This window comes from Agromyces sp. NPDC058110, from assembly GCF_042884735.1.
Taxonomy (GTDB): domain Bacteria; phylum Actinomycetota; class Actinomycetes; order Actinomycetales; family Microbacteriaceae; genus Agromyces.
Window position 1 is genome coordinate 817860 of sequence record NZ_JBHVTI010000001.1, and the last position, 23311, is coordinate 841170.

Annotated in this window: 21 protein-coding genes, 1 tRNA gene and 1 other RNA gene; 19 read left to right on the forward strand and 4 right to left on the reverse strand. The window is 72.5% G+C overall.

The features are described from left to right. Window positions 1–36: 36 nt before the first annotated feature. The 11 genes from ACFVS8_RS03895 to ACFVS8_RS03945 all read left to right on the forward strand — a co-directional run bounded on the left by ACFVS8_RS03895 (window position 37) and on the right by ACFVS8_RS03945 (window position 11399). Window positions 37–228: a hypothetical protein gene (locus ACFVS8_RS03895; RefSeq protein ID WP_387057761.1), complete on the forward strand. Its 192-nt coding sequence runs from the start codon at window positions 37–39 to the stop codon at window positions 226–228. 122 nt (window positions 229–350) lie between these two features. Further along, window positions 351–788 carry a hypothetical protein gene (locus tag ACFVS8_RS03900; RefSeq protein WP_387057764.1) on the forward strand — a complete coding sequence of 146 codons (438 nt, stop codon included), beginning with the start codon at window positions 351–353 and terminating at the stop codon, window positions 786–788. A gap of 233 nt (window positions 789–1021) precedes the next feature. Then, window positions 1022–1684 (forward strand): biotin transporter BioY, encoded by a 663-nt coding sequence (locus ACFVS8_RS03905; protein WP_387057767.1) that lies wholly within the window; start codon window positions 1022–1024, stop codon window positions 1682–1684. Continuing rightward, entirely contained in the window at window positions 1681–2904 is a 1224-nt protein-coding gene (locus ACFVS8_RS03910) for a long-chain fatty acid--CoA ligase (RefSeq protein WP_387057770.1), read from the forward strand. The genes ACFVS8_RS03905 and ACFVS8_RS03910 overlap by 4 nt, the downstream gene beginning before the upstream one ends. Then, the gene (locus ACFVS8_RS03915; RefSeq protein ID WP_387057773.1) at window positions 2901–4046 is read left to right on the forward strand and encodes a thiolase family protein; all 1146 of its coding nucleotides are present in this window, start codon (window positions 2901–2903) and stop codon (window positions 4044–4046) included. The genes ACFVS8_RS03910 and ACFVS8_RS03915 overlap by 4 nt, the downstream gene beginning before the upstream one ends. A gap of 46 nt (window positions 4047–4092) precedes the next feature. Next, the gene (locus ACFVS8_RS03920) at window positions 4093–4773 is read left to right on the forward strand and encodes an energy-coupling factor ABC transporter ATP-binding protein (protein ID WP_387057776.1); all 681 of its coding nucleotides are present in this window, start codon (window positions 4093–4095) and stop codon (window positions 4771–4773) included. Between the two features lie 25 nt (window positions 4774–4798). Continuing rightward, the gene (locus tag ACFVS8_RS03925) at window positions 4799–5392 is read left to right on the forward strand and encodes an energy-coupling factor transporter transmembrane component T family protein (protein WP_387057779.1); all 594 of its coding nucleotides are present in this window, start codon (window positions 4799–4801) and stop codon (window positions 5390–5392) included. Between the two features lie 144 nt (window positions 5393–5536). Next, entirely contained in the window at window positions 5537–6322 is a 786-nt protein-coding gene (locus ACFVS8_RS03930) for a metal-dependent hydrolase (protein WP_387057782.1), read from the forward strand. Between the two features lie 12 nt (window positions 6323–6334). Then, complete coding sequence (locus tag ACFVS8_RS03935; RefSeq protein ID WP_387057785.1) at window positions 6335–7264, forward strand: 5'-3' exonuclease H3TH domain-containing protein; 930 nt, start codon at window positions 6335–6337, stop codon at window positions 7262–7264. 136 nt (window positions 7265–7400) lie between these two features. Beyond that, entirely contained in the window at window positions 7401–10121 is a 2721-nt protein-coding gene (locus ACFVS8_RS03940; RefSeq protein WP_387057788.1) for a collagen-binding domain-containing protein, read from the forward strand. A 171-nt stretch (window positions 10122–10292) separates the two neighbouring features. Then, window positions 10293–11399 carry a hypothetical protein gene (locus ACFVS8_RS03945; RefSeq protein ID WP_387057791.1) on the forward strand — a complete coding sequence of 369 codons (1107 nt, stop codon included), beginning with the start codon at window positions 10293–10295 and terminating at the stop codon, window positions 11397–11399. Between the two features lie 140 nt (window positions 11400–11539). Here the strand turns inward: ACFVS8_RS03945 and ACFVS8_RS03950 are convergent. Further along, a tRNA-Lys gene (locus ACFVS8_RS03950) sits at window positions 11540–11612 on the reverse strand. Window positions 11613–11773: 161 nt separating this feature from the next. On the opposite strand from ACFVS8_RS03950, the gene ACFVS8_RS03955 reads away from it, so the two are divergent. From ACFVS8_RS03955 to ACFVS8_RS03975, 5 genes are all read left to right on the forward strand, one after another. Further along, window positions 11774–12622, forward strand: coding sequence for an inositol monophosphatase family protein (locus ACFVS8_RS03955; protein WP_387057794.1), 849 nt, complete (start codon window positions 11774–11776; stop codon window positions 12620–12622). After that, window positions 12619–13581 (forward strand): LLM class F420-dependent oxidoreductase, encoded by a 963-nt coding sequence (locus ACFVS8_RS03960; protein ID WP_387057797.1) that lies wholly within the window; start codon window positions 12619–12621, stop codon window positions 13579–13581. Before ACFVS8_RS03955 ends, ACFVS8_RS03960 begins: the two co-directional genes overlap by 4 nt. Beyond that, on the forward strand, window positions 13578–13832 hold the full coding sequence (locus ACFVS8_RS03965) for a DUF1653 domain-containing protein (RefSeq protein WP_387057800.1): 255 nt from the start codon (window positions 13578–13580) through the stop codon (window positions 13830–13832). Before ACFVS8_RS03960 ends, ACFVS8_RS03965 begins: the two co-directional genes overlap by 4 nt. 271 nt (window positions 13833–14103) lie before the next feature. Beyond that, the gene (locus ACFVS8_RS03970) at window positions 14104–14403 is read left to right on the forward strand and encodes a hypothetical protein (RefSeq protein ID WP_387057803.1); all 300 of its coding nucleotides are present in this window, start codon (window positions 14104–14106) and stop codon (window positions 14401–14403) included. A gap of 52 nt (window positions 14404–14455) precedes the next feature. Further along, complete coding sequence (locus tag ACFVS8_RS03975; protein WP_387057806.1) at window positions 14456–15103, forward strand: hypothetical protein; 648 nt, start codon at window positions 14456–14458, stop codon at window positions 15101–15103. Between the two features lie 72 nt (window positions 15104–15175). Here ACFVS8_RS03975 and ACFVS8_RS03980 read toward each other — a convergent pair whose 3' ends face one another. After that, window positions 15176–16120, reverse strand: coding sequence for a DMT family transporter (locus ACFVS8_RS03980; RefSeq protein WP_387057809.1), 945 nt, complete (start codon window positions 16118–16120; stop codon window positions 15176–15178). Window positions 16121–16201: 81 nt separating this feature from the next. Here ACFVS8_RS03980 and ACFVS8_RS03985 point away from each other — a divergent pair, with 81 nt between their 5' ends. After that, the gene (locus tag ACFVS8_RS03985; RefSeq protein ID WP_387057811.1) at window positions 16202–17119 is read left to right on the forward strand and encodes a LysR family transcriptional regulator; all 918 of its coding nucleotides are present in this window, start codon (window positions 16202–16204) and stop codon (window positions 17117–17119) included. Window positions 17120–17144: 25 nt separating this feature from the next. On the opposite strand, the gene ACFVS8_RS03990 is transcribed toward ACFVS8_RS03985, so the two are convergent. Next, window positions 17145–18755, reverse strand: a complete 1611-nt coding sequence (locus ACFVS8_RS03990; RefSeq protein ID WP_387058185.1) for a glycoside hydrolase family 6 protein — start codon at window positions 18753–18755, stop codon at window positions 17145–17147. A gap of 246 nt (window positions 18756–19001) precedes the next feature. Next, window positions 19002–19370: a transfer-messenger RNA gene (gene ssrA / locus ACFVS8_RS03995) on the reverse strand. Between the two features lie 326 nt (window positions 19371–19696). On the opposite strand from ssrA, the gene ACFVS8_RS04000 reads away from it, so the two are divergent. Further along, window positions 19697–21892, forward strand: a complete 2196-nt coding sequence (locus ACFVS8_RS04000) for a glycoside hydrolase domain-containing protein (RefSeq protein WP_387057814.1) — start codon at window positions 19697–19699, stop codon at window positions 21890–21892. A gap of 34 nt (window positions 21893–21926) precedes the next feature. Next, on the forward strand, window positions 21927–23216 hold the full coding sequence (locus ACFVS8_RS04005; RefSeq protein WP_387057817.1) for a glycosyltransferase: 1290 nt from the start codon (window positions 21927–21929) through the stop codon (window positions 23214–23216). Window positions 23217–23311 lie beyond the last annotated feature (95 nt).

Here is a 23311-nt window from a genome sequence, read left to right on the forward strand (position 1 = left end):
CTCGCCACGGATGCCTCCGCCCGGTAGCGTGGTGCCATGCGCAAGTACCTCTTCAGCGGAGCCGTCCTCGGAGCGATCATCAGCGGACTCGGGGTCGTGCGCGCCACCGCCTCCGGTCCCCGCGACTGGCGCCTGCTGCTCATGTGGGTCTCGTGGGCGGCGAGCCTGGCCATCGCGATCGGCACGGTCGCCGAAGAGGCGCGCGAAGGCGAGCTGACCGAGGAGTAGCATCGGGGATCGCGCCGCTTGCGGCGTGTTCAGCGGCATCCCGCCCGCCTCCTGGCTGAAACTGGATGCAGTTCCGCACGGCCCGAACCGTGCGGCCACCGTTCCCACGAGAGGGGCCACCGATGTTCCGCCGTTGGCGCAGAGCGAGGCTCGCCGCACAGGCATCCGCGCACGCCGTCGCAAAGCCGCCGCGCCCTACCGCGGCCGACCTCCGTGGCGAGCACCTCTTCGAGCTGCTGAACGCGAAGCTCTCGGAGTTCATCGGTCCGAACGGCCCGTGGTCGCTCGTGCGCCGTGCCGAGGGCGACACCGACCACATCTTCGATGCCGTGATCACGCACCAGATCTCCGCCGACCTCACCCGCGCGGTGCTCGACGAGCGCGACGCGGTCGCCGTGGTGGTGCCCGCCGAGGCCGAGCCGCTCGCGCTCAGCTGGGAGCCCGCTCCCCTCGTGGTGTGGGCCGAGCCCACCGCCGACGAGACGACGGATGCCGCGGCCGAGACGGTCGACGAGTCGCCCGCCTACGCCGAGCACGGGTTCGAGGTCCGCGCCGCCTGATCTGCATGGCCTGATGCGCGCGGGCGCCCGGTCCGCGCTCGGCGCCCCTGTCCGTGCGGAGCCCTGTGCGCGCGGTCCTCGAGGCCGACGCGACCGTGCCGGTCCAAATTCCGACCCGGATTCTTGTACGGCGATCGGAGCGGCGGCCCGACGGTTCTGCCTAGCGTGAGGAGCGGGCCATCCGGCCCGAGCGGGCCACCAGCCCGCGTCCGTCACGACTCCGGGAGCCGACGATGACCGCCGCCGAGCCCACCACGAACGACGCCGCCCACCACGAGGACGGCGCACGGCGCCCGAGGCGTCGCGGCACCGCGACCGACCTCACGCAGGTCGCCGTCTTCGCCGCCCTCATCGCCGCGCTCGGCCTGCCGGGTGCGCTGTACCTCGGCGGCACGGCCGTGCCGATCACGTTCCAGACGCTCGGCGTGATGCTCGCGGGCGCCATCCTCGGCGCGCGCAAGGGGTTCCTCTCGGTGCTGCTGCTCATCGCGCTCGTCGCGGCAGGGCTGCCGCTCCTCTCGGGCGGCCGGGGCGGCCTCGGCGTGTTCGTCGGACCGTCGGTCGGCTACCTGCTCGGCTGGCTCCTCGGGGTGCTCGTCATCGGCTGGGCCACCGCCCGCCTGCTGCCGAAGTACCGCATCGCGCCGGCCCTGCTCTGGACCGCCCTCGGCGGCATCGTCGCGATCTACCTCGTGGGCGTGCCGGTGTTCGCCGCGATCACGGGCACGCCGCTCGGCGTCGCGTTCGCCGGCTCGCTCGTGTTCCTGCCGGGCGACCTCGTGAAGGTCGTCGTCACCGTGCTGGTCGCCAAGGGCGTGCACCGCGCCTGGCCCGGGCTCATCGCCCCGCGCCCGTGGCCGTGGAAGCGCGAGAAGCCGGTCGCCGCCCCGGCATGAGCGACTGGCTGAACGGGTCCGCCGCCGACGTCGCCCTCGACTTCGGGGGCGAAGCCGTGCGATTCGGCGCGTTGGCGAGGGCGGTGGGCTCCGCAGCGATGCCGTCGGGCACCGGTCCGGTCGGATGCCCCGTCGGCACCGACCCCATCTCGCTCGTCACGCGCGTGCTCGCCGCCCTCGACCGCGGCAGGCCCGTGCTCGTCGGCGGCTCGCAGCGCGAGGCCGACGCCGTGGCCGCGCACCTCCCGCCGGGCACGCGGCTCGCCCTGCTCACGTCGGGGTCGTCGGGCGCGTCGCCGCGGGTGGTCGCCCGCACGAACGACTCGTGGCTGGCGTCGGCCGAGCCGCTCGCGGGGCTCGCCGAGGTCGGCGACGCCGACCGCATCGCGGTGACGGGTCCGCTGCACGTGTCGATGCACCTCTACGGCGTCCTCCACGCGCTCTGGCTGGGCGCGACGGCGACCGACCGGCTCGAGGGCGCGTCGGCGATGCACGCGACGCCGACTCGCCTGTCGAGGGTGATCGACGGCGACACGGTCCCACGCAAGGCGATCGTGGCGGGGGCCGCGCTCAGCCCCGCCCTCCGCGCACGGGCGTCGGCGCGCGGCATCCGTCTCGTCGAGTACTACGGCGCGGCCGAGCTCTCGTTCGTGCTCGGCGGTCGCGACGGCGCGACGCTGCGTGCGTTCCCGGGCGTCGAGGTCGAGGTGCGGGCGGATGCCGCGGGCGACGTGCTCTGGGCCCGGTCGCCGTACCTCGCGCTCGGCGTGGTCGGCGGAGGCATGCTGCGCCGCGACGCGGCCGGGTTCGCGACCGTGGGAGACCTGGCGGAGCCGACCGATGACGGCGGCTGGGTCGTGCTCGGCCGCGGAGACGCGGCCATCACGACCGCCGGCGCGACCGTCGTCGCGGAGTCGGTCGAGGCGCGGCTGAACGGCCTGGCCGGCGTGCGGGCGGCCGCCGTGCTCGGCGAACCCCATGCACTGCTCGGCGAGCGCATCGTGGCGGTCGTCGAACTGGCCGACGGGGCTTCGCTCGACGAGGTCGCCTCGGCCGCACGCCGTGAGCTCCCGACCGAGGAGCTTCCACGACGCTGGTTCGCCGCACCGGTGCCGCTCACGGCGGCGGGCAAGGTGGCGCGCGGCGCGCTGCGCGCCGCGCTGGCCGACGGGGCGCTCGGCACGGCCTCCGCCGTCGTGCTCGATCGGAGCGCATCGTGAGCACCGCCGCGACCGACCTGCCCGTGATCGTCGCCGCCAGGCGGACCGCGATCGGCACCGCCGGCCGTGGATTCGCCGCGCACACCGTCGACGCGCTCGCGGCGCCCGTGCTCGCCGAGGTCGCGCGGATCGTCGCGCCCGCGGGCCTGCCGATCGACGACGTCGTGCTCGGCAACTGCATGGGCCCCGGCGGCGACGTCGCCCGCGTCGCCGCGCTGCGAGCCGGTCTCGGCGTCGAGGTGCCGGGCGTCACGGTCGACCGCCAGTGCGGTTCGGGCCTCGACGCCGTGCTGCAGGCCGCGTCGCGGGTGAAGTCGGGCGATGCACGGCTCGTGCTCGCGGGCGGCGCGGAGTCCGCATCGACGGCCCCGCACCGCGCGTGGCCGCGGTCCGGCGAGCGCTACTCGCGCGCGCCGTTCGCTCCCCCGGGCCTTCCGGACCCCGACATGGGTCCCGCCGCCGATCGGCTGGCCGTCGTGCGCGGCATCGACCGGTCCAGGCAGGACGCCTGGGCCGCGCGCTCGCACGGGCTCGCCGCATCCGCCCGTGAGGCCGGGGTCTTCGACGGCGAGATCGTGCCCGTCGACGGGGTCGCCCGCGACGACCGGCCCCGCGCCGGCCTCGACCGTGCACGGCTCGCCAGGTTCGCCCCCGCGTTCTCGCCAGACGACGACGCCACCGTCACGGCCGGCAACTCCTGCGGGTTCTCCGACGGTGCGGCCGCGATGGCGGTGACCACCGAGCAGGTCGCCCGCGGGCTCGGGCTCCCGGCCCTGCGCATCCGCGCGTCGGCGGTCGCCGCCGGCGACCCCGCCCTGCCCGGGCTCGGCGCCGCTCCTGCCGCGCAGGCGGCCCTCGCCCGCGCGGGACTCGACGCCCGCGACCTCGGCTTCGTCGAGATCACCGAGGCGTTCGCGGCGCAGGTGCTCGCCGTGAGCGACGAGCTCGGCCTCGACGAGCGCCTGATCAGCGGCGACGGCGGCGCCATCGCGCTCGGGCACCCGTGGGGGGCCTCCGGAGCGGTGCTGCTCGTGCGGCTGGCCGCGCGCATGGCGGCGGCCGACGACGACCGGCCGGGGCTCGCCGCGTGCTCCATCGGCGGCGGCCAGGGCGTGGCGATGATCGTGGAGCGGCTCGCATGACCGCGCGCGACGGAACCCGACGTCCGACCGAGCAGGAGCAGACCGCATGACCGAGATCGTGTTCGAGGGCGTCAGCCACGACTTCGGCGACGAGCGCGTCGTCGACGACGTCTCGCTCGTGCTGCGCGAGCGCCGCATCGGCATCGTCGGCGCCAACGGCTCGGGCAAGTCGACGCTCGCGCGCATGGTCAACGGGCTCGTGGCTCCCACGGTCGGGCGCGTGCTCGTCGACGGGCTCGACGTCTCACGGCGGGCGCGCGACGTGCGCCGCCGGGTCGGGTTCGTCTTCACGAACGCCGACAACCAGATCGTCATGCCCACGGTGCGCGAGGACATCGCGTTCACGCTCCGCCGGCACCGGCTCGAGAAGGCGGATGCCGCGGCGCGCGTCGACGCCGTGCTCGAGCGGTTCGGGCTCACCGACCTCGCCGACCGTCCGGCGCACCGGCTGTCGGGCGGCCAGAAGCAGCTGCTCGCCATCGCCGCGGTGCTCGTCGCCCGGCCCGAGATCGTCGTCGCCGACGAGCCGACGACCCTGCTCGACGCGCGCAACGCGCGCCTCATCGCGGCGCACTTCGCCGGCCTCGAGCAGCAGCTCGTCGTGGTCAGCCACCAGCTCGAGCTGCTCGAGGACTTCGATCGCGTGATCGTCATGGAGGGCGGTCGCGTGGTCGCCGACGACGTGCCGGGCATCGCCCTCGACGCGTACCGGGCGCGGATCGCATGAGCGGCGCGAACTCGGAGCCGCGTCCGTGATCGGCGTCTTCCACCCCGGCACGTCGATCGTGCACCGCACGCCCGCGCTCGCGAAGCTCGGCGTGCTCGCGGTGCTCGTCACGGCGGTCGCGCTCCTGGGAACGCTGGCCTGGCTCGCCGCGGCATCCGTCGTCGTGGTGCTGCTCTTCGTGCTCGCGCGCGTGCCGGCGCGGCTCGCGCTGCGGCAGATCGTGCCGATCGTGTGGGTGCTCGCGTTCGCCGTGCCCGTGCAGGTCGTGTTCGGCGGGTGGGAGGCGGCCGCGACCATGGCGGTGCGCCTGCTCATCGCCGTGGCGCTCGCGGCGCTCTACACGCTGACCACGCCCGTGACCCAGACCCTCGACGCCATGCAGACGCTGCTGCGGCCATTCGCGCGGTGGGTCGACGCCGACCGCGTCGGGCTCGCGCTCGCGCTCACGATCCGCTGCGTGCCACTGCTCGCCGACCTGGTGCGCGAGGTCGTGGAGGCGCGGCGGGCGAGGGGTTCGGAGGGCTCGCTGCTCGCCCTCGCGGTGCCGGTGATCGTGCGCGCGCTCCGCACGGCCGAGCACCTGGGCGAAGCCCTCACGGCGCGCGGCTTCGACGACTGAGCCGAGGGCGACGCGGCCGGACGGATGCCGGGGCGCACCCGCGCGCGACGGGCGCCGGTCCGTTCGCACGATGTCGGGGGCCTCCGGCAGACTGATCGACGGCCGATCGGCCGAGCACCGCGCCGACCGGAAGCAGTACGCACGATGATGGGCATCACCCACGCCACGAGCGGCGCCGCCGCCTGGATCGCCGTCACGAGCACCATGCCGGTGCTCGGGCTCGGCGCGTACCCGCTCGACCCCGTCGGCGTGCTCGCGGGCACCGCCGTCGCCGCGGGCGCCGCGCTGCTGCCAGATGCCGACCACCACAGCGCGACCATCTCGCACTCGGTGCCCGTGCTCGGCCGGCTCATGGCCCGCACGGTCGGCACGCTCTCGGGCGGCCACCGGCAGGGCGCGCACTCCGCGATCGCGGTCGTCGTGATCATGGTGCTGGCCTGGGCGCTGACCCTCATCACCGTGCCCGTCGACGGGCACGGCACGATCGCGATCGGCGCGGGCGTCGGCACCGCGGTGCTCACCTGCTTCGGGCTCAAGGCGCGCGGCTTCGCGAAGTCCTGGTTCGCGGCGTGGGCCGCCGGGGCCGCGGTCGGCGCGGCGATCGTCGTGTTCGCTCCCGAGCAGGTCGCGTGGTTCCCGCTCGCCGTGACGCTCGGGTTCGTCGTGCACCTGCTCGGCGACTTCCTCACGGGCGGAGTGCCCGGCGTGCTGTGGCCGCAGGTGCTCCGCCCGCCCGAGCGGGTGCGCGAGACGCCGGTCGTCAATCGGCTCTGGCTCGCGAGCGGGCACGTCTCGCTGCCGCTGCTCGGCGACACCGGCTCATTCCGCGAGACGCTGCTCGGCGCGACGCTCGGCCTGTACTGCCTCGCGAACTTCGGATACGAGTGCCTGCGCATGATGGGCTTCTTCCCGCCCGTCGGCGGGTCGTGACAGGATCGCCGTGTGACCGATCGCCTGATGCTCCTCGACACCGCCTCGCTCTACTTCCGCGCGTTCTACGGCGTTCCCGACTCGTTGAAGGCCGCCGACGGCACGCCGGTGAACGCCGTGCGCGGGCTGCTCGACATCATCTCGAGGCTCGTCACCGACTACGAGCCGACGCAGCTCGTCGCCTGCTGGGACGACGACTGGCGGCCCGCCTGGCGCGTCGAGCTCATCCCGAGCTACAAGGCCCACCGCGTCGTCGAGGTCGTCGCCGACGCGGCCGACGTCGAAGAGACGCCCGACCCGCTCGTCGTGCAGATCCCCCTCATCCGCGAGGTGCTCGGCATCCTCGGCATCCCGATCGTCGGCGCGGCGGAGCACGAGGCCGACGACGTCATCGGCAGCCTCGCCACGCAGTCGACCCTGCCCGTCGACGTGGTCACCGGCGATCGCGACCTGTTCCAGCTCGTCGACGACGCGCGCGACGTTCGCGTGATCTACACGGCGCGCGGCATGAGCAAGCTCGAGGTCCTCACCGACGCGTCCGTCGTGGCCAAGTACTCGGTGCTCCCCCAGCAGTACGCCGACTTCGCGGCGCTGCGCGGAGACGCGTCCGACGGGCTGCCCGGCGTCAAGGGCATCGGCGAGAAGACCGCAGCGACGCTGCTGCGCGACTTCGTCGACCTCGACGGCATCCGTGCCGCGGCCGCCGATGCATCCGTGCTGCTCTCCGCCACGATGCGCGCACGCATCTCGGATGCCGCGGATTACCTCGACGTCGCCCCGAAGGTCGTCGAGGTGGTGCGCGACCTCGAGCTCGGCGAGTTCGACGCGACGATCCGCCCGCTCGACGACGACCGTCGTGCGGCGTTCGACCGGTTCGCTGAGCAGTTCAACCTCGGCGGCGCGGCGCCGCGCGTGCTCGCGGCCCTCGGAAACGTCGGCTGAGCCGCCCCCGACGAGGGTGCCGCCCTCTGCCCTCGGCGACCCGGATGTGCTTTCATGAGGTGAGCGACGGCGACACCCGAGGCCGGCGACGACCCGGGTGACCGCTCGACGCGTACGGACCGGGGATGGAGTCTGCATGCACGCACGTCGGTGGTTCGCACCTCTCGCAGCGATGGCCGCGGCGCTGCTCGCCGGCGGCGTCGGATTCATGGCGATCCCCGGCTCGGCATCGGCATCCGTTCCCTCCGCAACGACGAAGGTCCTGCCTGCGCGGAGCGCCGTGGTGCTCGCCCCCGGAACCTCCGCAGTGAACCCGCTGACGCTCGCGGGCGGCTACACGGTCTACGCGCAGGGCAACGCGACGCTCGGCAACTCCGAGTTCGAGGGCAGCATCGCGGTGGGCGACCGCCTGCGCATCACGCATTCGGCCACGTACCAGTTCGCGCACGTGATCGCCGGCACGGGCTCGTACGTGCTGCCGACCGTCGACGGCGACCCGACACGCGTGCTGATCGGCGCCTACGCGTCGGATCCGGCGAACAACCCGGGGCGCGCGCAGATCTCCAGCCTCGGCGCCACCGAGCCGGCCCAGGTCGGCGACCTGAAGGTCGTCGACCGCACCGCGCCGTTCGTCTCGTTCACCCGCGGCGACTGGCTGCGCTATGCGCGCACGGCCGGCACCGACGACCCGCCGCTCATCGACGCCCAGAACCAGGACTACCCCGACGACTCGACCCCGCCTCCGACGTCGGCAGGCGACGGCAGCATCTTCACGTACGAGACCGGTGCCGACACCCGCTCGACCGTCGCCGACTACGTGCAGGCGAGCGCCGACGCCAATCAGGATGAGATCGACCAGTGCTTCGCGAACGTCGTCGACCCGACGCAGCTCGTGGGCTATCCCGTCGACATCCTCGAGGACGCCGGTGACCGCATCGTGCTCGGACCGCTCTCGCCCGACCAGCCGAACGTGGTGCAGTACGCGGACATCGAGGGTGCGAGCCTGCTCCAGTTCTCCGACGGCACGCCCGGCCCGCTGAATCCGCTCGTGATCCACGTCGCCGCGGGCACCACGGCGATCATGCCGCCCGCGATCGACCCCGAGGGCACGTACTCGCCCTACACCGTGTGGGATCTCTCGGAGGTGACCGGCGCGGTCACCATCAGCACCGGCGGTCGCGGCGACGGCTCGATCTACGCGCCCGATGCGAACCTCACGATCACCGCCCAGCCGTGGGACGGCCAGATCATCGCGAACGATGTCACGATCCTCGGCGGAGAGGTGCACTCGTACCTGTTCGCGGGGGCCCTCCCGTGCGAGACCCCGGTCGAGGAGGGGACGTTCTCGGTCGCGAAGGCGCTCGACGGGGTCGCGCCCGCCGACCTCGCCCCCGACACGACGTTCAGGGTGCGCTACGTCGCCCTCGCCCCCGACGGCACCCGTTCGACCGGCGTGCTCGAACTGAGCGCAGACGGGACGCCGGTGTCGCCCGACGTGCAGTTCCCCTTCGGCACGCGGATCGCGCTCTTCGAGATCCCGCCCGATGACGACGTGCTGCCGCCCGACCTCGCGTGGACCGACATCACGTGGGACGGCGACACGACCTTCGTCATCGACGCGACGCACCCGTCGACGGAGCTGGTCGTGACCGACGCGGCCGCCCCGATCCCGGCCGGCTTCAGCGTGTCGAAGCAGCTCACCGGCTCGGGCGACACCGCGGTGCCGTCGGGGGCCGAGTTCACCTTGGCTTACACCGTGAACGGCGGCGATCCGATCGACCTGACGGTCTCGCCCGACGATCCGGCCGTCGTCGCCGACCTCGCCGCAGGCGACATCGTGACGATCGGCGAGATCGAGTTCCCCGACGTCGACGGCATCACCTGGGGCACGCCCGTCTGGACGGTCGACGGCGTGCCCGTCGAACCCGATGCGAACGGCGACGTCACCTTCACGCTGGTCGGCGGCGAGACCATCGCCGTGCAGCTCACGAACGACGCAGACGCGGTCGGCTGGATCGCGATCTCGAAGACCGTGGCGGGCGACGGATCGAGCTCCCTGCCCGACGGCACGATGTTCCCGCTCATCTACACGCTCGACGGCGGCGAGGAGCAGACGACCGAGATCCCCGCCTCGGAGGCGATCACGTTCCCGTCGCTCCCCGCAGGCACCGTGGTGACCGTGCGCGAGGGCGACCTGCCCGAGATCCCGGGCGTCGAGTGGGGCACGCCCGGATGGACGGTCGACGGCTCGACGCAGGTGCCCGACGCCGACGGCAACATCACGTTCGTCGTGATGCCGGGCACCACGGTGTCGCTGTCGCTGACGAACACCATGGACGGCTTCGGCTCCCTCTCGGCCGTGAAGACGGTCACCGGGCCCGGATCGGACCTCGTCTCGACCGACACCGCGTTCCCGATCGAGTACCGCATCTCCAACGGCCCGATCCTCACGACCGAGGTGACGGCAGGCGTTCCCGTGAGCCGTGACGAGCTGCCGACCGGCGTCCCGGTATCGGTGCGCGAGGCTGCGCCGCCGGCGATCCCCGGCGTCGTCTGGGGCACGCCGACGTGGACGGTCGACGGCACCGTGCTCGAGCCCGACGCCGACGGCTGGGTCACGTTCGTGCCGACGACGGGCACCACCGTCGAGATCGGCCTGGCGAACACCGCGAACCTGCCCGTTCCGACGCCGACCCCGACCCCGAATCCGACGCCGGCACCCAGCGGCGACCTCGCCGAGAGCGGCTTCTCCGGTTCGCCGTGGCTCGCCTGGGCGGTCGGGGCGGTCCTCCTCGGTGCTGGTGCGACGGCGACCGCAACGATCCGTCGTCGGGCGAGAGGCGGCCAGCGGGCCTGAGCCCGGTCGGCACGGCTCGGAGCGCTGCGCGACCTTCGCCCGAACACGCTGCGGCGGGTCCTCGACCACGCCCTCACGGGTGCACTAGCGTGGGCCCCACGACTTGGGGGAGTCGTCGCAGCCCGTTCCCGGGCCGGGCGCACCCCCTTTCCATTCGGGGGGATGGCAAGGGTGAGCGATTCAGGGAACGTTCGGGGCCGCGTGTTCCGGCGTCGGCACGGGCTGCGTGCCTCGGGCTTCTGGGCGATCCCGGTCGTCGTCGCCACGTGCATGGTCGGCGTCATCGGCGACGCGGCGCTCGCATCCGATCGGCGCACGGCCGTGGCGATACCGGCCTCGACCGCTGCCGCGGCCTCCGCATCCGCAGACGCCGGGGGCCTGCGGGTGCACCGGAGCGCGCTGATCATCGCGACACCCGACCGCGTGTCGCGGCTCGCCGCCGCGATCCGGAACGCCTCGGAGGCCGCGGACGACGCCGATGCGGCACTCGAGGCCGCGGCCGACCGCACGCTCGACGACGACGCGGCGGACGACCTCCGCGAGGTCCTCGACCGCCTGCGCTCGACGCTGGCGTCGACGCGGGCCGCTCTCGACGGTGGCGTGGCCGTCGGGTCGGACGCCGCGGTCGTCGGGGCATCCGGTTCGGCGGCGTCGCTCGCCGCGACGCTCGACGACGCCTCGACCTCGCTCGACGCGGACGCGACCGCCGCAGCGAAGTCCATCGAACGCCTCCAGGAGGCGGTGGCCGCGTGGCAGCACGAGCAGGACCGCCTGGCCGAGGAGGCCCGGGTCGCCGCCGAACGCGCGGCTGCTGCGGCCACGCAGGCGGCAGCGGATGCCGCGGCATCCGCCTCAGGGATCGGAACCCGCGACGACGAAGACGGCGGAAGCGACGCCGACGCGACCTGGACCCCGGATGCACCCGCCCCGCCCGGCCCGGCGTCGGCAGACTGGACCGAGTACGTCTGGGCCAGTGGGTTCCAGGCCGAACTCGATGCGTGCGCGGGCGGGGTGGACCTCTCGGGCACGTACGGGGTCAGGGTCATCGGCGAGCACTGGCACTGCGGAGGCGCCGGATTCCCGACCTGGTCGGGGGCGATCGTCGACATGAGCGGCGTGGTCTCGGGGCGGTATCGAGTCGAGGGCATCGCCGCGGTGCTCGATGGCGCGACGGCCGACTCGAACGACATCCCCGGCGGCTTCGACCTGCTGTACCAGACCTGCCTCGACAACTCGCAGTCGCAGATGGCGTTCATCGGCCTGACGCTCGTCGGCTGAACGGACGAGCGGTCGCCGCCCGACGAGCGGCCAGACGAGCAGGCCCGAATGCTGGGCGCGGTCGCTGGGTTCGGTCGCTCCTCGATCGAGGGCGGGAAATAGAAAAGCCCCGATCCTGGCGAGAGGATCGGGGCTGTTCGTGCACCCCCTGGGACTTGAACCCAGAACCCACTGATTAAGAGTCAGTTGCTCTGCCGATTGAGCTAGAGGTGCGTGATTCGGGCTGTTTTTCGCTTTCCGAACCGAGAGATGACTCTAGCAGCACATCGCGGCGAATCGCGAATCGAGGCCGGGATGCCACTCGGCCGGGCGTGTCGCGTCGGTTCGCGACACCGACCGGTTCGCGGCACGGCCCCGCCCGATAGCCTGTCACGGTGAACGGCGTCTCGACTCCCTCCCCCGGCAACGACCTCTCCGATGACCTGGCACTCGCCCTCGAACTGGCCGATCTGGCCGATCGCGTCGCGCTCGAGCGCTTCCGCTCGGCGGACCTCGCGATCTCGACGAAGCCCGACCGCACGTTCGTGACGGAGTCCGACCTCGCGGTGGAGCGCGCGATCCGCGACCGGCTGGCCGAGGCCCGCCCGGCCGACGGCATCCTCGGCGAGGAGTTTGGCCGCGACGACCGCGGGTCCCGCCAGTGGATCATCGACCCGATCGACGGCACCTCGAACTTCCTCCGGGGCGTTCCGGTGTGGGGCGCGCTCATCTCGCTCGCGATCGACGGCACGCCCGCCGTGGGCGTCGCGTCGATGCCCGCCCTCGGCCGCCGCTGGTGGGCCGCGCGCGGCCTCGGCGCGTGGACCGACGGCGACGGAGAGAGCCCCGCCCGTCGCATCCGCGTGTCCGGCGTCGAGAGCCTCGCCGACGCGTCGCTCAGCTTCCAGAGCATCGCCCAGTGGCGCGACGCCGGCCGCCTGCCCGCCCTGCTCGCGCTCGGCGAGGCGGTCTGGCGCGACCGGGCGTACGGCGACCTGTGGTCGTACATGCTCCTCGCCGAGGGCCTCGTCGACATCGTCGGCGAGTTCGACGTGAAGGAGTACGACCTCGCCGCGCTCGTGCCGATCGTCGAAGAGGCCGGCGGCGTGTTCACCTCGGTCGACGGTGCACCAGGCCACGCGCACGGGTCGGCCCTGGCCACCAACGGACTGCTGCACGAGCAGGTGCTCGCGATCGTCGCCGACCCCGCGGCATCCGAGTCCCGAGACGAGAGGAACGCATGACCGGCACGACCCCCGACCGGCCCGCCTTCGAGGTGTGCCTGTTCACCGAACCGCAGCAGGGCGCGAGCTACGACACGCAGCTCGCGCACGCGCAGGCGGCCGAGCGGCTCGGGTTCGACGGCTGGTTCCGTTCCGACCACTACCTGCGCATGGGCGGCGGTGATCCGCTCCCCGGCCCGACCGACGCGTGGACCACCCTCGCCGGGCTCGCCCGCGAGACCCGCCGCATCCGGCTCGGCACGCTGGTCTCGTCGGTCACGTACCGCGTTCCGGGCATCCTCGCGATCCAGGTGGCCCAGGTCGACCAGATGTCGGGCGGCCGCGCCGAGCTCGGCCTCGGCACCGGATGGTTCGCCGAGGAGCACGCCGCGTACGGCATCCCGTTCCCCGAGCGGCGGTTCGGTCTGCTCGACGAGCAGCTCGCCGTCGTGACCGGACTCTGGGCGACGCCGGAGGGATCGACCTTCGACTTCGCGGGCGAGCACTACTCGCTCACGGGGTCGCCCGCGCTGCCGAAGCCCGTGCAGTCGCGCGTGCCGGTGATCGTCGGCGGCGGCGGGCCGAAGCGCACGCCCGCGATCGCCGCGCGTTACGCGACCGAGTTCAACCTCGGGTTCCGCGGCGAAGACGAGATCGTCGCGAAGTTCGACGGCGTGCGCCGGGCCTGCGAGGCGATCGACCGCGATCCGGCGACGCTCAAGCTCTCGGTCGCGCTGCCCACCGTCGTCGCGACCGACGAGGCGGCCTACCTCCGACGCCTCGCGGCGATCGACGCCGACCCCGACACCTTCGCCGACGTGAACGTCGCCGGCACGCCGACGGCCGCGATCGACAAGATCGAGCGCCTGCGCGAGCTCGGCGCCGACCGCGTCTACCTGCAGACGGTCGACCAGCTCGACCTGGAGCACGTCGAACTGCTCGGCACCGAGGTGCTCCCCCGGCTCGGCGGCCGAGCATGAGCCCCGAGCCCGGCGCCGCGAACTCGGGAGGCCCGGCCGACGTGACGCCGGGCCTCTACGAGCATTACAAGGGCAACCGGTACGAGGTGCTCGAGCTCGCGCGCCACTCCGAGACCGAGGAGTGGTTCGTCGTCTACCGGGCGCTCTACGGCGACCACGGAGTCTGGATCCGCCCGCTCGACATGTTCGCCGAGACGATCGAGATCGACGGCGCCCGCGTGCCGCGCTTCCGGCCGGTCGACGCATCGTGAGCTCGAAGCGGAACCCGAGTACGCGCCGGCCCCGCCGGATCGATGCGCCTCCGATGGCACCCCACCTCGGACGACGGGCGCACCGATGATCCGCGCTCCCCGGAACCGCATCCGTCGCTCGACGGCCATCGTCGCCGGCGCCGCCCTCCTGGTGATCCCCCTCTGCGGTTGCACGCTCCTCCCGCGGCCGAGCGGCGCGCCGGCAGTCACCGCCACCTCGCAGCCGTTCGAGTCGTCGGTGACCGACGCCCTTATCGCATCGGATCCGCGCGTGGTCGATGCCAGTCCCATCGTCTTCCAATCGGGCTTCAGCAAGATGATGTCGCTCGCCGTGATCTTCACGGGCGACGAGCCGGTCTCGACCGAGACGCTCGAATCGGTGCTCGTGGCCGCCTGGGGCGTCGCGCCCGACTCGGTCGAGGGCCTCGAGATCATCGCACGCGCGGCGGGCGGCGACGAGCCCCTGCTCGACCTCTCGACGGCGGTGGCCGGGCTGCCCGACGATCTCGACTACGTCTTCAGCGGAAGCCTGACGATGATGTCGGATTCGCTCGACCGGCTCGCCGGATGATCGGCCTGCGCCCGTCGGCACCGACCACCCCGAACGGTGGCGAGGCGGCCCCGTGTTCCGGATGATCCTGCCCACGACGATTCCCGACGTGCTCGCTGCGGAGGCGCAGGCCGGCGCGCAGGTCCGCCCGATCGACGCCGACGGTGCCGCCGAGCGCACGCGCGCAGACTACGGCCGAACCTCGCGATGGGTGCTGGGCCTCGTGGGCACCATCGGTGCACTGGTTGCAGTGCTCATCGCCAGCTTCGCGGTCTCGGTGCTCGCCTCAGGCGTCGATCCGCTCGGCGACCTGGTGTTCGCCGGGTTCGTGGGCCTGGTCGGCGCGGCCTTCGGCGTGCCGGCGGTCTGGCTCCTCATCGCACTGCATCGCTCCGGACGCAGGCTCGCGCGGGCGACCGCCTACTGGTCGGCGCTCCCCTATCACCAGGGCCGCCGAACGCCGACGCGCGGCGACTGGTTCGGCGTGCGCTTCGTCGGGTTCTCGGCCGACCTCCTGCCGCGCCTGATCTCGTCGTCTCTCGCGGGGCTCGCCGCGATCTTCGCCGCCGCCGGAGGCATCCGTGCGCTGGTCGTCGTCGCACCTGCCTGGGAGACGTTCATGTGGGCCGGCTTCGCCGTGCTGCTCGGTGCCGTCTGCGCCGGTCAGTTCGGCGGCGTGCAGCGCATCCAGAACGGCATGCTCGCGCGCGACCCGGCCTGACGCTCGGCGGGCGCCGCGGCATCCGCGCATCGAAGCGGCGAGGTCGGCGAGGTCGGCGGCGGCGAGGTCGGTTCAGCCCTTCGGATGCCGCGGCGACCGCCTGCTGATCGCGACGCCGATGAGGCACAGCGCGCCGCCGACCATGCCGAGCAGCGTCGGCAGCTCCCCGAGCAGGAGCCAGCTCAGCAGCACCACGATCGCGGGCACCGCGAGCGTCGCGGACGCCGTGAGCCCGGCCGGCGTGCGCTTCAGCACGTACGCCCAGAGCAGGAACGCGACGGCCGTCGGGAACACCCCGAGGTAGGCCGTCGCCCAGACCGCCGGTGCCGGGGCGACCGCGAACTCGCCGACCGCCTGCGGCAGGAACGGGAGCAGCACGGCCGCTCCGATCGCACAGCCGACCCAGGTCGCGCTCAGCGCGTCCGCCGTGCGCAGCGCGACCTTCTGCACGAGCACGCCGAGCGCGTAGAGCACGGCCGCGAGGATGCCGAGCGCGATGCCGAGCGGATCGCTGTGCGCGCCGACGCCTCCGGTCGCGATGACGACGACGCCGACGAAGGCCACGAGCATGCCGATCATGAGCGAGCGCGGGAAGCCCTCCTTGAGGAGGGCCCCCGCCGCGACCGCCACAAGCAGCGGCGCGATGTTCACGAGCATCGCCGCCGTACCCGCGTCGAGGTGGCGTTCGGCGAGGTTCAGCACCAGCGTGTAGCCCGCGAACCACAGCACGCCGTAGAGCGCGATGAGCGCGAGCGTGCGCCCGCGCGGCAGGGGCGGCCTGCGGATGAGGGCGACCGCGACGAGCGCGGCGGCGCCGACGAGCTGTCGTCCGAGCGCGAGCGGCCCCGGCGAGATCGCGTCGCCCACGAACCGGATCGCGATGAACGCCGAGGCCCACAGCACGAGCACGACGGCCATCGCGGCGAGCACGGGCCATCCGGTCGCGGTGCGCTCGGCCGGAAGGGCGGCTGCCGCCATCGGTGCGGGAACGGACGACGGTGCGGGACTGGTGCGCATGCCTCGAGCCTGCTCGACTTGATGATGCAGCACAAGCGAACGATCGTTGGCATTGATGTAGCAGGACTGTAGTATCTGGCCATGGTCGACCCGCACCGCCTCAGCGTCTTCCGCACCGTTGTGCAGACCGGTTCCATCAACCGGGCGGCATCACGGCTCGGCTACACGGCCTCCGCGGTGAGCCAGCACGTGAGCGCGCTGCAGCGCGAGACCGGGCTGACGCTCGTCGAACGCCGCGGGCGCGGCATCGTGCCCACCGCCGCGGGCGTCGCCGTCGCCGAGCGCGCGGCACGCGTGCTCGACCACCTCGCCGACTTCGACGGCGCGGTCGACGACCTGCGCACCGGCCGAACGGGCACGGTGCGCATCGGAACCTTCTCGTCGGCGAACCGCGCCTGGTTGCCGCAGGTCGTGGCCACCCTCGCCCGCGAGTTCCCGCAGCTCAGGCTCGAGCTCGCGCTGATCGAGTTCCGCGGCCAGCTCACCGGAGACCCCGACATCGAACTCTACGTCGCCGAGTCGGTGCGCGCCGACCGCGATCCGACCGCCGCCGAGGGCGCCGCCGACGCGTACGACCTCGAAGAGCTCCGCGTCGAGGGCTACGTCGTCGTCGTGCCCGAGACCCACGCGCTCGTCGGGCGAACGGGCGTGGCGCTCGCCGAGCTCGCCGACGAACCGTGGGTCGACAACGACCACAGCCGGGGCCCGTGCCGCGAGATCGTCATGTCGTCCGCCGCGACGGCGGGCTTCGCCCCGCGCTTCCGCATCCACGCGCCCGACTACACCAGCGCCTTCGACTACGTCGCGACCGGCATCGGGGTGACCGTGCTCCCCCGCCTCGGCGCGATCGCCCAGCCACCCGGCACCGTCATGATCCCGATCACGGATGCCGCGGCGCACCGCCGCATCATGATGCGCGTCAAGCGCACGATGCGCACGAACCCGGCCGTGCAGCGTGCGGCCGAGCTGCTGCGCGCGGCATCCGCCCCGACCGACTGATCGGAGCGGATGACGCGCGGCGAGCTCAACTCGAGGTGCAGGCGCGCCCGTTCAGCGAGAACTGCCATGGCTCGGTCGCGGCGCCGACACCGGCGACGACGAGCAGCGTCTTCTTGCCCGGCGCGAGCCTGGCCAGCCGCTTCGGCGCGTCCACGGTCACGTCGGCGCCGTGCTGCGCGTACGAGCCTCCGAGCACTCCCGTGACGCGTTGCGAGCCGTCGAAGCTCCATGCGAGGCGCCAGGGTTCGATCGCGGTGGTGCCGCGATTCTGGATCACGAGCACGGCGGTGAACCCGCGCCCGATCTTCGCGCCGGTGACCGAGACATCGCAGACGAGCGGCGAGATCGACGGAGCCGCGAGCGAGACGAGCTCCCGCGCCTGCTGGGTGAACCACTGACCGGCGGCCGGGTCCTCGATGCCGCGCGCGGGATCGAGCGGTCCGGCGGTGCCGCGATAGCACTTGCCGTCGGACTCGCCGGGCACCTTGATCCAGAGATAGGCGTCGACGAGCGGAACCCCGGTCTCGGTGCTCGGCTGCACGCCCAGGCCTCGGGCGGGCGGGTTGCACCAGTCCTCGTGCGTCGGATACGTGTCGGCCGGATACTGCCACGGTCCGAGGCCGTTGCGACTCGTGTCGATCACGAACCGGGTGGTCGGCTCGACGCCGCCGAGGATCGACCGGTAGCGCGAGTCGACGCCGCTCGTGTTCACCGCGAGGTCTGCGGCGTTCGCGCTCCACTCGGCGTACTGCGTCATCGAGGTGCCCTGCCACCCGGTGTCGGGCCCGCCGTTCCAGTACTGGTTCCCGCAGTCGGCGAATGCCGTCGAGGCCTGGTTCACCTCGGTCGCGTAGGCGATGCACGACGAGACCCACGTGCCGAAGGCGGTCGAGTTCGCCGTGAACTGGTAGTTCGACGCGTTCAGGAAGAACCCGTCGGCGCGCTCCACGCCGGCCTTGATGAGGCGATCCGAGATCTCGCCGACGTTCAGCCAGCTGGCGCCGGTTCCGTCGAGGTAGACGGATGTCGCGGCGCCGGCCTTCAGCTGATCGACGGCGCCGTTCAGCTGCACGAAACGATCCGGGCCGGCCGTCGCCGGGTCGAGCTCGGCGGGCTGGCACCACTCCTGCACGCCGTCGAGGGTCGTGTAGTGCGGGATGATGCCGACGCCGTCGGGCTCGAGGATCACCGTGGCCGGACGGCCGGCGATGCCCGCGACGACCCCGTCGACCCAGGCGAGGTAGGCGGCCGTGTCGGCCGCGCCACCCGCGGAGTACTGCGCGCAGTCGCGGAACGGCAGGTTGTAGACCACGATCACGGGCATCTCGCCGCGAGCAGACGACCGGTCGACGATGGCGTCGACGGCGGCCTCCGCCTCGGCGGGCGTGCCCTTCGTGATCCACGAACCGGAGGGGATGCTGCCGAGCAGTTGCGCGTCGGCACGGGCCTGCCCGCCGAGCTGCTGCGCGGCTTCGAGCGTCGTGCTGAAGGGACCGACGTAGAGCGTCGCTCCGGCAAGGCCGTCGGACTCGTCGGCGCTGGCCGGCGCGGCCACCGCCGAGAGGGTCGCGGCCACGAGGCCGGCCGCGGCGACCGCCGCCCACGGACGCCAGGAGTATCGGGCACCGGATGTCATCGTCACGCTCCATTGATCTTCATCGACCACCGCACGCCGAAGCGACGGGGAACCTCGCCATCTCACTTCGTGAGAGCGCTCTCATCGTCGAGAGCGATCCTCACGATTCCGTGAACTGGCACCCCTGTCAAGGGGACACCGCAGACTGACGCGAATCCGGACGGCGTCGACGGCGACCGGAGACGACGAAGAGGCCGCCCGAAGGACGGCCTCTTGACGAGTTCCGCAACGTGCGACAACGACCGATGGTGGAGATGGGGGGAATTGAACCCCCGTCCATCGCTGAGTTTCCACGCCTTCTCCGGGCGCATCCTGTGCAAGCGTTCTGCTCGGCCCCGACCTTTGCCACAGGCACCTAAGTCGACAGGCCCAGCCTGAAGAAAGTCCCACACGGCGCTCAGGCGACGACGTGCAGCGAGTTTCCTAGATGACGCCAGCGACCGGGGCGGAAACGAACCCGGGCTGACGGACTATCGAGCTCGCTTAAGCAGCGAGGGCGAAGTCGGACTGCGTCTTATTGGCAGTTATTTTTTCCAGAGATCGTTTACGAGATAACCCTGGATCCTCGGCCCGCTTCTCGTGGGTACACAGACGATGTCGAAACCGATCATCCCCATGTCGCGCCGCCGGAAGAACCGGCTGACGGGCCGTTGTCGCACGCTGTGGAGTTTCCAATGCCGCCCGACCCGAAGGTTGCGCGGCCTTACAGACTACAACAGCGGGCGCACCCTGTCATTCCCGACCCGGGCGGCCCGGGGCATCCGATGCCTTCGCGGAGCGGATTCCGTCGCGAACGGATGCCGCGGGCCCGCCCGTCATCGTTCATCGGCCCGTAACCTACGGCGAGCGCGGAGCACGTAGCGTCCCTGCATGGCCACGATGCACGCGACCGAGGCCCGACCGGCGTCACCGATGATGCAGGGCGGGCGGGGGAACCCGACGTGATCGGGCGCGTCGATCCGTTCATCGGAACCGAGGCCACGGCGCTCCCGCCGCAGACGGGGCTCGCGGCCACCTGGTGGTGGCCGAAGCCGCAGGTCGGCAACACGCATCCGGGTGCCGCCTACCCGCTCGGCATGGTGTCGGCGTGCGCGTACTCGGGCGCCTATCCCACGGGGTACGGGCGCTACGACCTCGGCACCGAGGGCCTGCCGGTCGAGTTGCACGACCGGCCCGTGGCATCCGGGTTCACGCACTTCCAGCAGTCGGGCACGGGGGCGATCCGCAAGTACTACAACTACTTCCGCGTGACGCCCATGATCGAGCCGCTCGACGAGCTCGGCCGGCAGTGGGACATCGTCGACGAAGCGGCGGAGCCCGGGTACTACCAGGCGACCCTCGAGAACGGCATCCGGGCCGAACTGACGGTGGGGCCCAAGAGCGCGGTGCACCGGTACACGTTCCCGCGGCATCGCAACGCCCGCGTCGTGATCGACTTCTCGCTCGGGGGCCTCGGCATCCCGTACGGCGAGACCATCCCGCTGCGGGCGAAGCTCGAGTCCATCGCGCCGGGCGTCGCGCAGGGCGAGATCGTCGTCGAGGGCACGCCGCTCGCGGTCTACATCGAGTGCGACGCGAGTGCGTGGCGGCAGATGCTCTGGTACGACCGACGATTGATGCCGGGCGGCACGCGACTCGCGTTCGACCACATCCGACCGACGACCCTGCGACCGTTCGGCCTCATGTGGGCCGGGCCGAGCGAACCGGGGCAGTCGATCGAGGTGCGCATCGGCTTCTCGCTGCGCGGCGTCGAGCAGGCGAAGGCGAACCTGCGGGCCGACTGCGGCGAGGGGCACTCGAGGTTCACCCCGAGGCGCGAGCGCACGCGCAAGACCTGGCGTCGGCAGCTGAAGTCGATCACGGTCGACGCGCCGAGCGCCGAGCGCGACACGGTGTTCTCGACGGCGCTCTACCACTCGCTCATCAAGCCGTGCCTCGCCCCGGAGGAGAGCCCGTTCTGGCCCGCCGACGGCCCGTTCGTGTTCGACCTGTCGACCATGTGGGACATCTACCGCACCCAGTTGCCGCTCATCACCGCGCTCATGCCCGAGCGCGCGATCGAACTCGGCACGGCGCTGCTGACGATCTGCGAGGAGGAGGGCAACTTCCCGATCGGCTACCGCATGGCGCGCGGCAGCGACCGGTTCTCCCGGCAGGGCAGCGCGCTCGCGCAGACCTTCCTCGCCGACCTGTGCCAGCTCGACCTGCCCGGCGTCGACTGGGACTGGGCGCTCGTGCACATGCACGCCGACCTCCGCCGCACCTACGGCGAGGACTTCCTGCTGCGCGGGCACGCGCATCCGATCAGCCACACGCTCGACCTCGCGTTCGGGTACTGGTGCACGTCGAAGGTGGCCGAACGGGTCGGCGACCGTGCACTCGCCAAGCAGTTCGTCGGCCTCTCCGCTCGGTGGCGCAACGCGTTCGACCCCGAGACGGGCCTGCTCGTCGACTCGACGTTCTACGAGGGCAGCCGGTACAACTACTCGTTCCGCCTCCTGCACGACATGCGCGGGCGCATCGACCTCGCGGGCGGCGACGAGCGGTTCGTCGACATGCTCGACCGCTTCTTCGGCTTCGGCGCCGAACCGGTGCGCCAGCCCGGCGTCAGGCCCGACCTCGACGAGCTCACGGCCGGCTACGCGCTCGGCAGGTTCGAAGGCATGAACAACGAGCCCGACATGGACGCCCCGTGGGCGTACCACTACGCCGGACGCCCCGATCGCACCGCCGAGGTGGTGCATGCCGCGGTGCAGCAGCAGTTCGGCATAGGTCGCGGCGGCCTGCCGGGCAACGACGACTCCGGCGGCCTGAGCTCGTGGTACGTCTGGGCCTCGCTCGGACTCTTCCCCGTCGCCGGGCAGAACCTGTTCCTCGTGAACGCGCCGGCGCACGCCGAGAGCCGCATCGCGATGAGCGGCGGCGATCTGGCGATCGAGACGACGGGATTCGTCGAGCCCGGCCACGACGGCCCGCCGCAGTACGTGCAGTCGGTGCACCTGAACGGCGACCCGATCGATCGCACCTGGCTCCGCGGCGACGAGGTGCACCGCGGCGGCCGATTACTCGTCGCGCTCGGGCCGGAGCCCGGCGCGTGGGGCACGAGCGCCCGACCGCCGTCGACCCCGAGCGGATGACCCGGCACGACCGCCAGCGCTGAAAGGAACCGTCATGAGCAGCAAGCCACGCAACCGCCTCGTCATCGTCAACCGCGCCGACCCCGTCATCTGCGGGCACTCGGTCGAGGGCCGCAATCTCGCCGAGGCCGCGATCGAGCGCGGCTTCGACGAGGTTCGCATCATCACCTGGCCGATCGACCGCCTCGAGGCCACCGGACTGCCGCTGAAACCGCTCGACACGATGCTGCCCTACAGCGAGGGCATCTTCGTCGAGCGCCCCGACCCGGTCGGCGACTACAAGGTGCCTGACGGCCGATACCTCGCGGGCATCACTGGTCGGCTCATCGAGCTGTTCACCGACGGCGTGCCGACCGTCTGCCTCTCGCTCTACCTGAGCCCCCACACGATCGCCGTCGCCGACGCCGTGCGCGCCGCGTGGAACACGGGGCTCCCCGTCAACGTGACGACGATCGCCGAGGCCGTCGGGTCGGATGTCACGAACGTCGTGCGCTCGTGCGTCGAGGAGGGCCGGTTCGGCGCGGCCGCGCACGTGCTCTCGAGCTACCTCTCGCAGGATCACTGCGTGGCCGTCTCGGAGTACACGCGCGACCTCATCGTCTCGTCCGCGGCCGAGATCGACGCCGTGCACGGCACGGCGTTCGCGGAGCAGTGCCGCCAGCGCATCGACATCTCGTACCCCGCGATCGACACCTCCGCGTACGTCGACCTCGATCCGGCGGTCGTCGAGGCGACGCTCGCGATGCGCGAGCTCGACCGCGACGGCTACGTGCTGTTCCTCTCACGGCTGACGAAGGCGAAGGGTGTCGACGACCTCATCACGGGATTCGAGCGCACGGCGGCGAACGAGCGGCTGAAGCTGGTGGTCGTGGGCCGCGGACCCGAGGAGCAGGCGCTCCGCGCATTCGCCGCGGCCTCCCCCGTCGCCGACCGGATCGTGTTCTTCGACGACGTCGACGACGCCGAGAAGCCCTATCTCATGGCCGGCTGCGCGGCGTACGTGCTGCCCAGCAAGCCGCGACCCGAGTTCGTCGAGACCTTCGGCATCGCCCTCGCCGAGCAGATGCTCGCCGGCGGCGGCGCCGTGATCACGACCGACACGGGCGGCATCATCGAGGCCGTCGGCGACCACGCGGCGATCGTGCCCGTCGACGACCCCGACGCGATCGCCGCGGCCATCGACGCCGCCCTCGCGCTCACGCCGACCGAACGGGCCGAGCGCGCGACCGCTGCGCGAGCCTACGCCCTGCAGTTCGACCGCGGCGTGGTGTTCGAGCGGCTCTTCGACCGGGCGGGAGCGCTCCCGGCACGCCTGCCCGTCTGAGCCGGCGGGGGGGGCCCCCCCCCGGGGGGGGCCCCCCCCCCCCCCCCCGGGCTCAACAAACCCCCCAGGCGGGGGCGGGAACCAGGGGGGGGAAT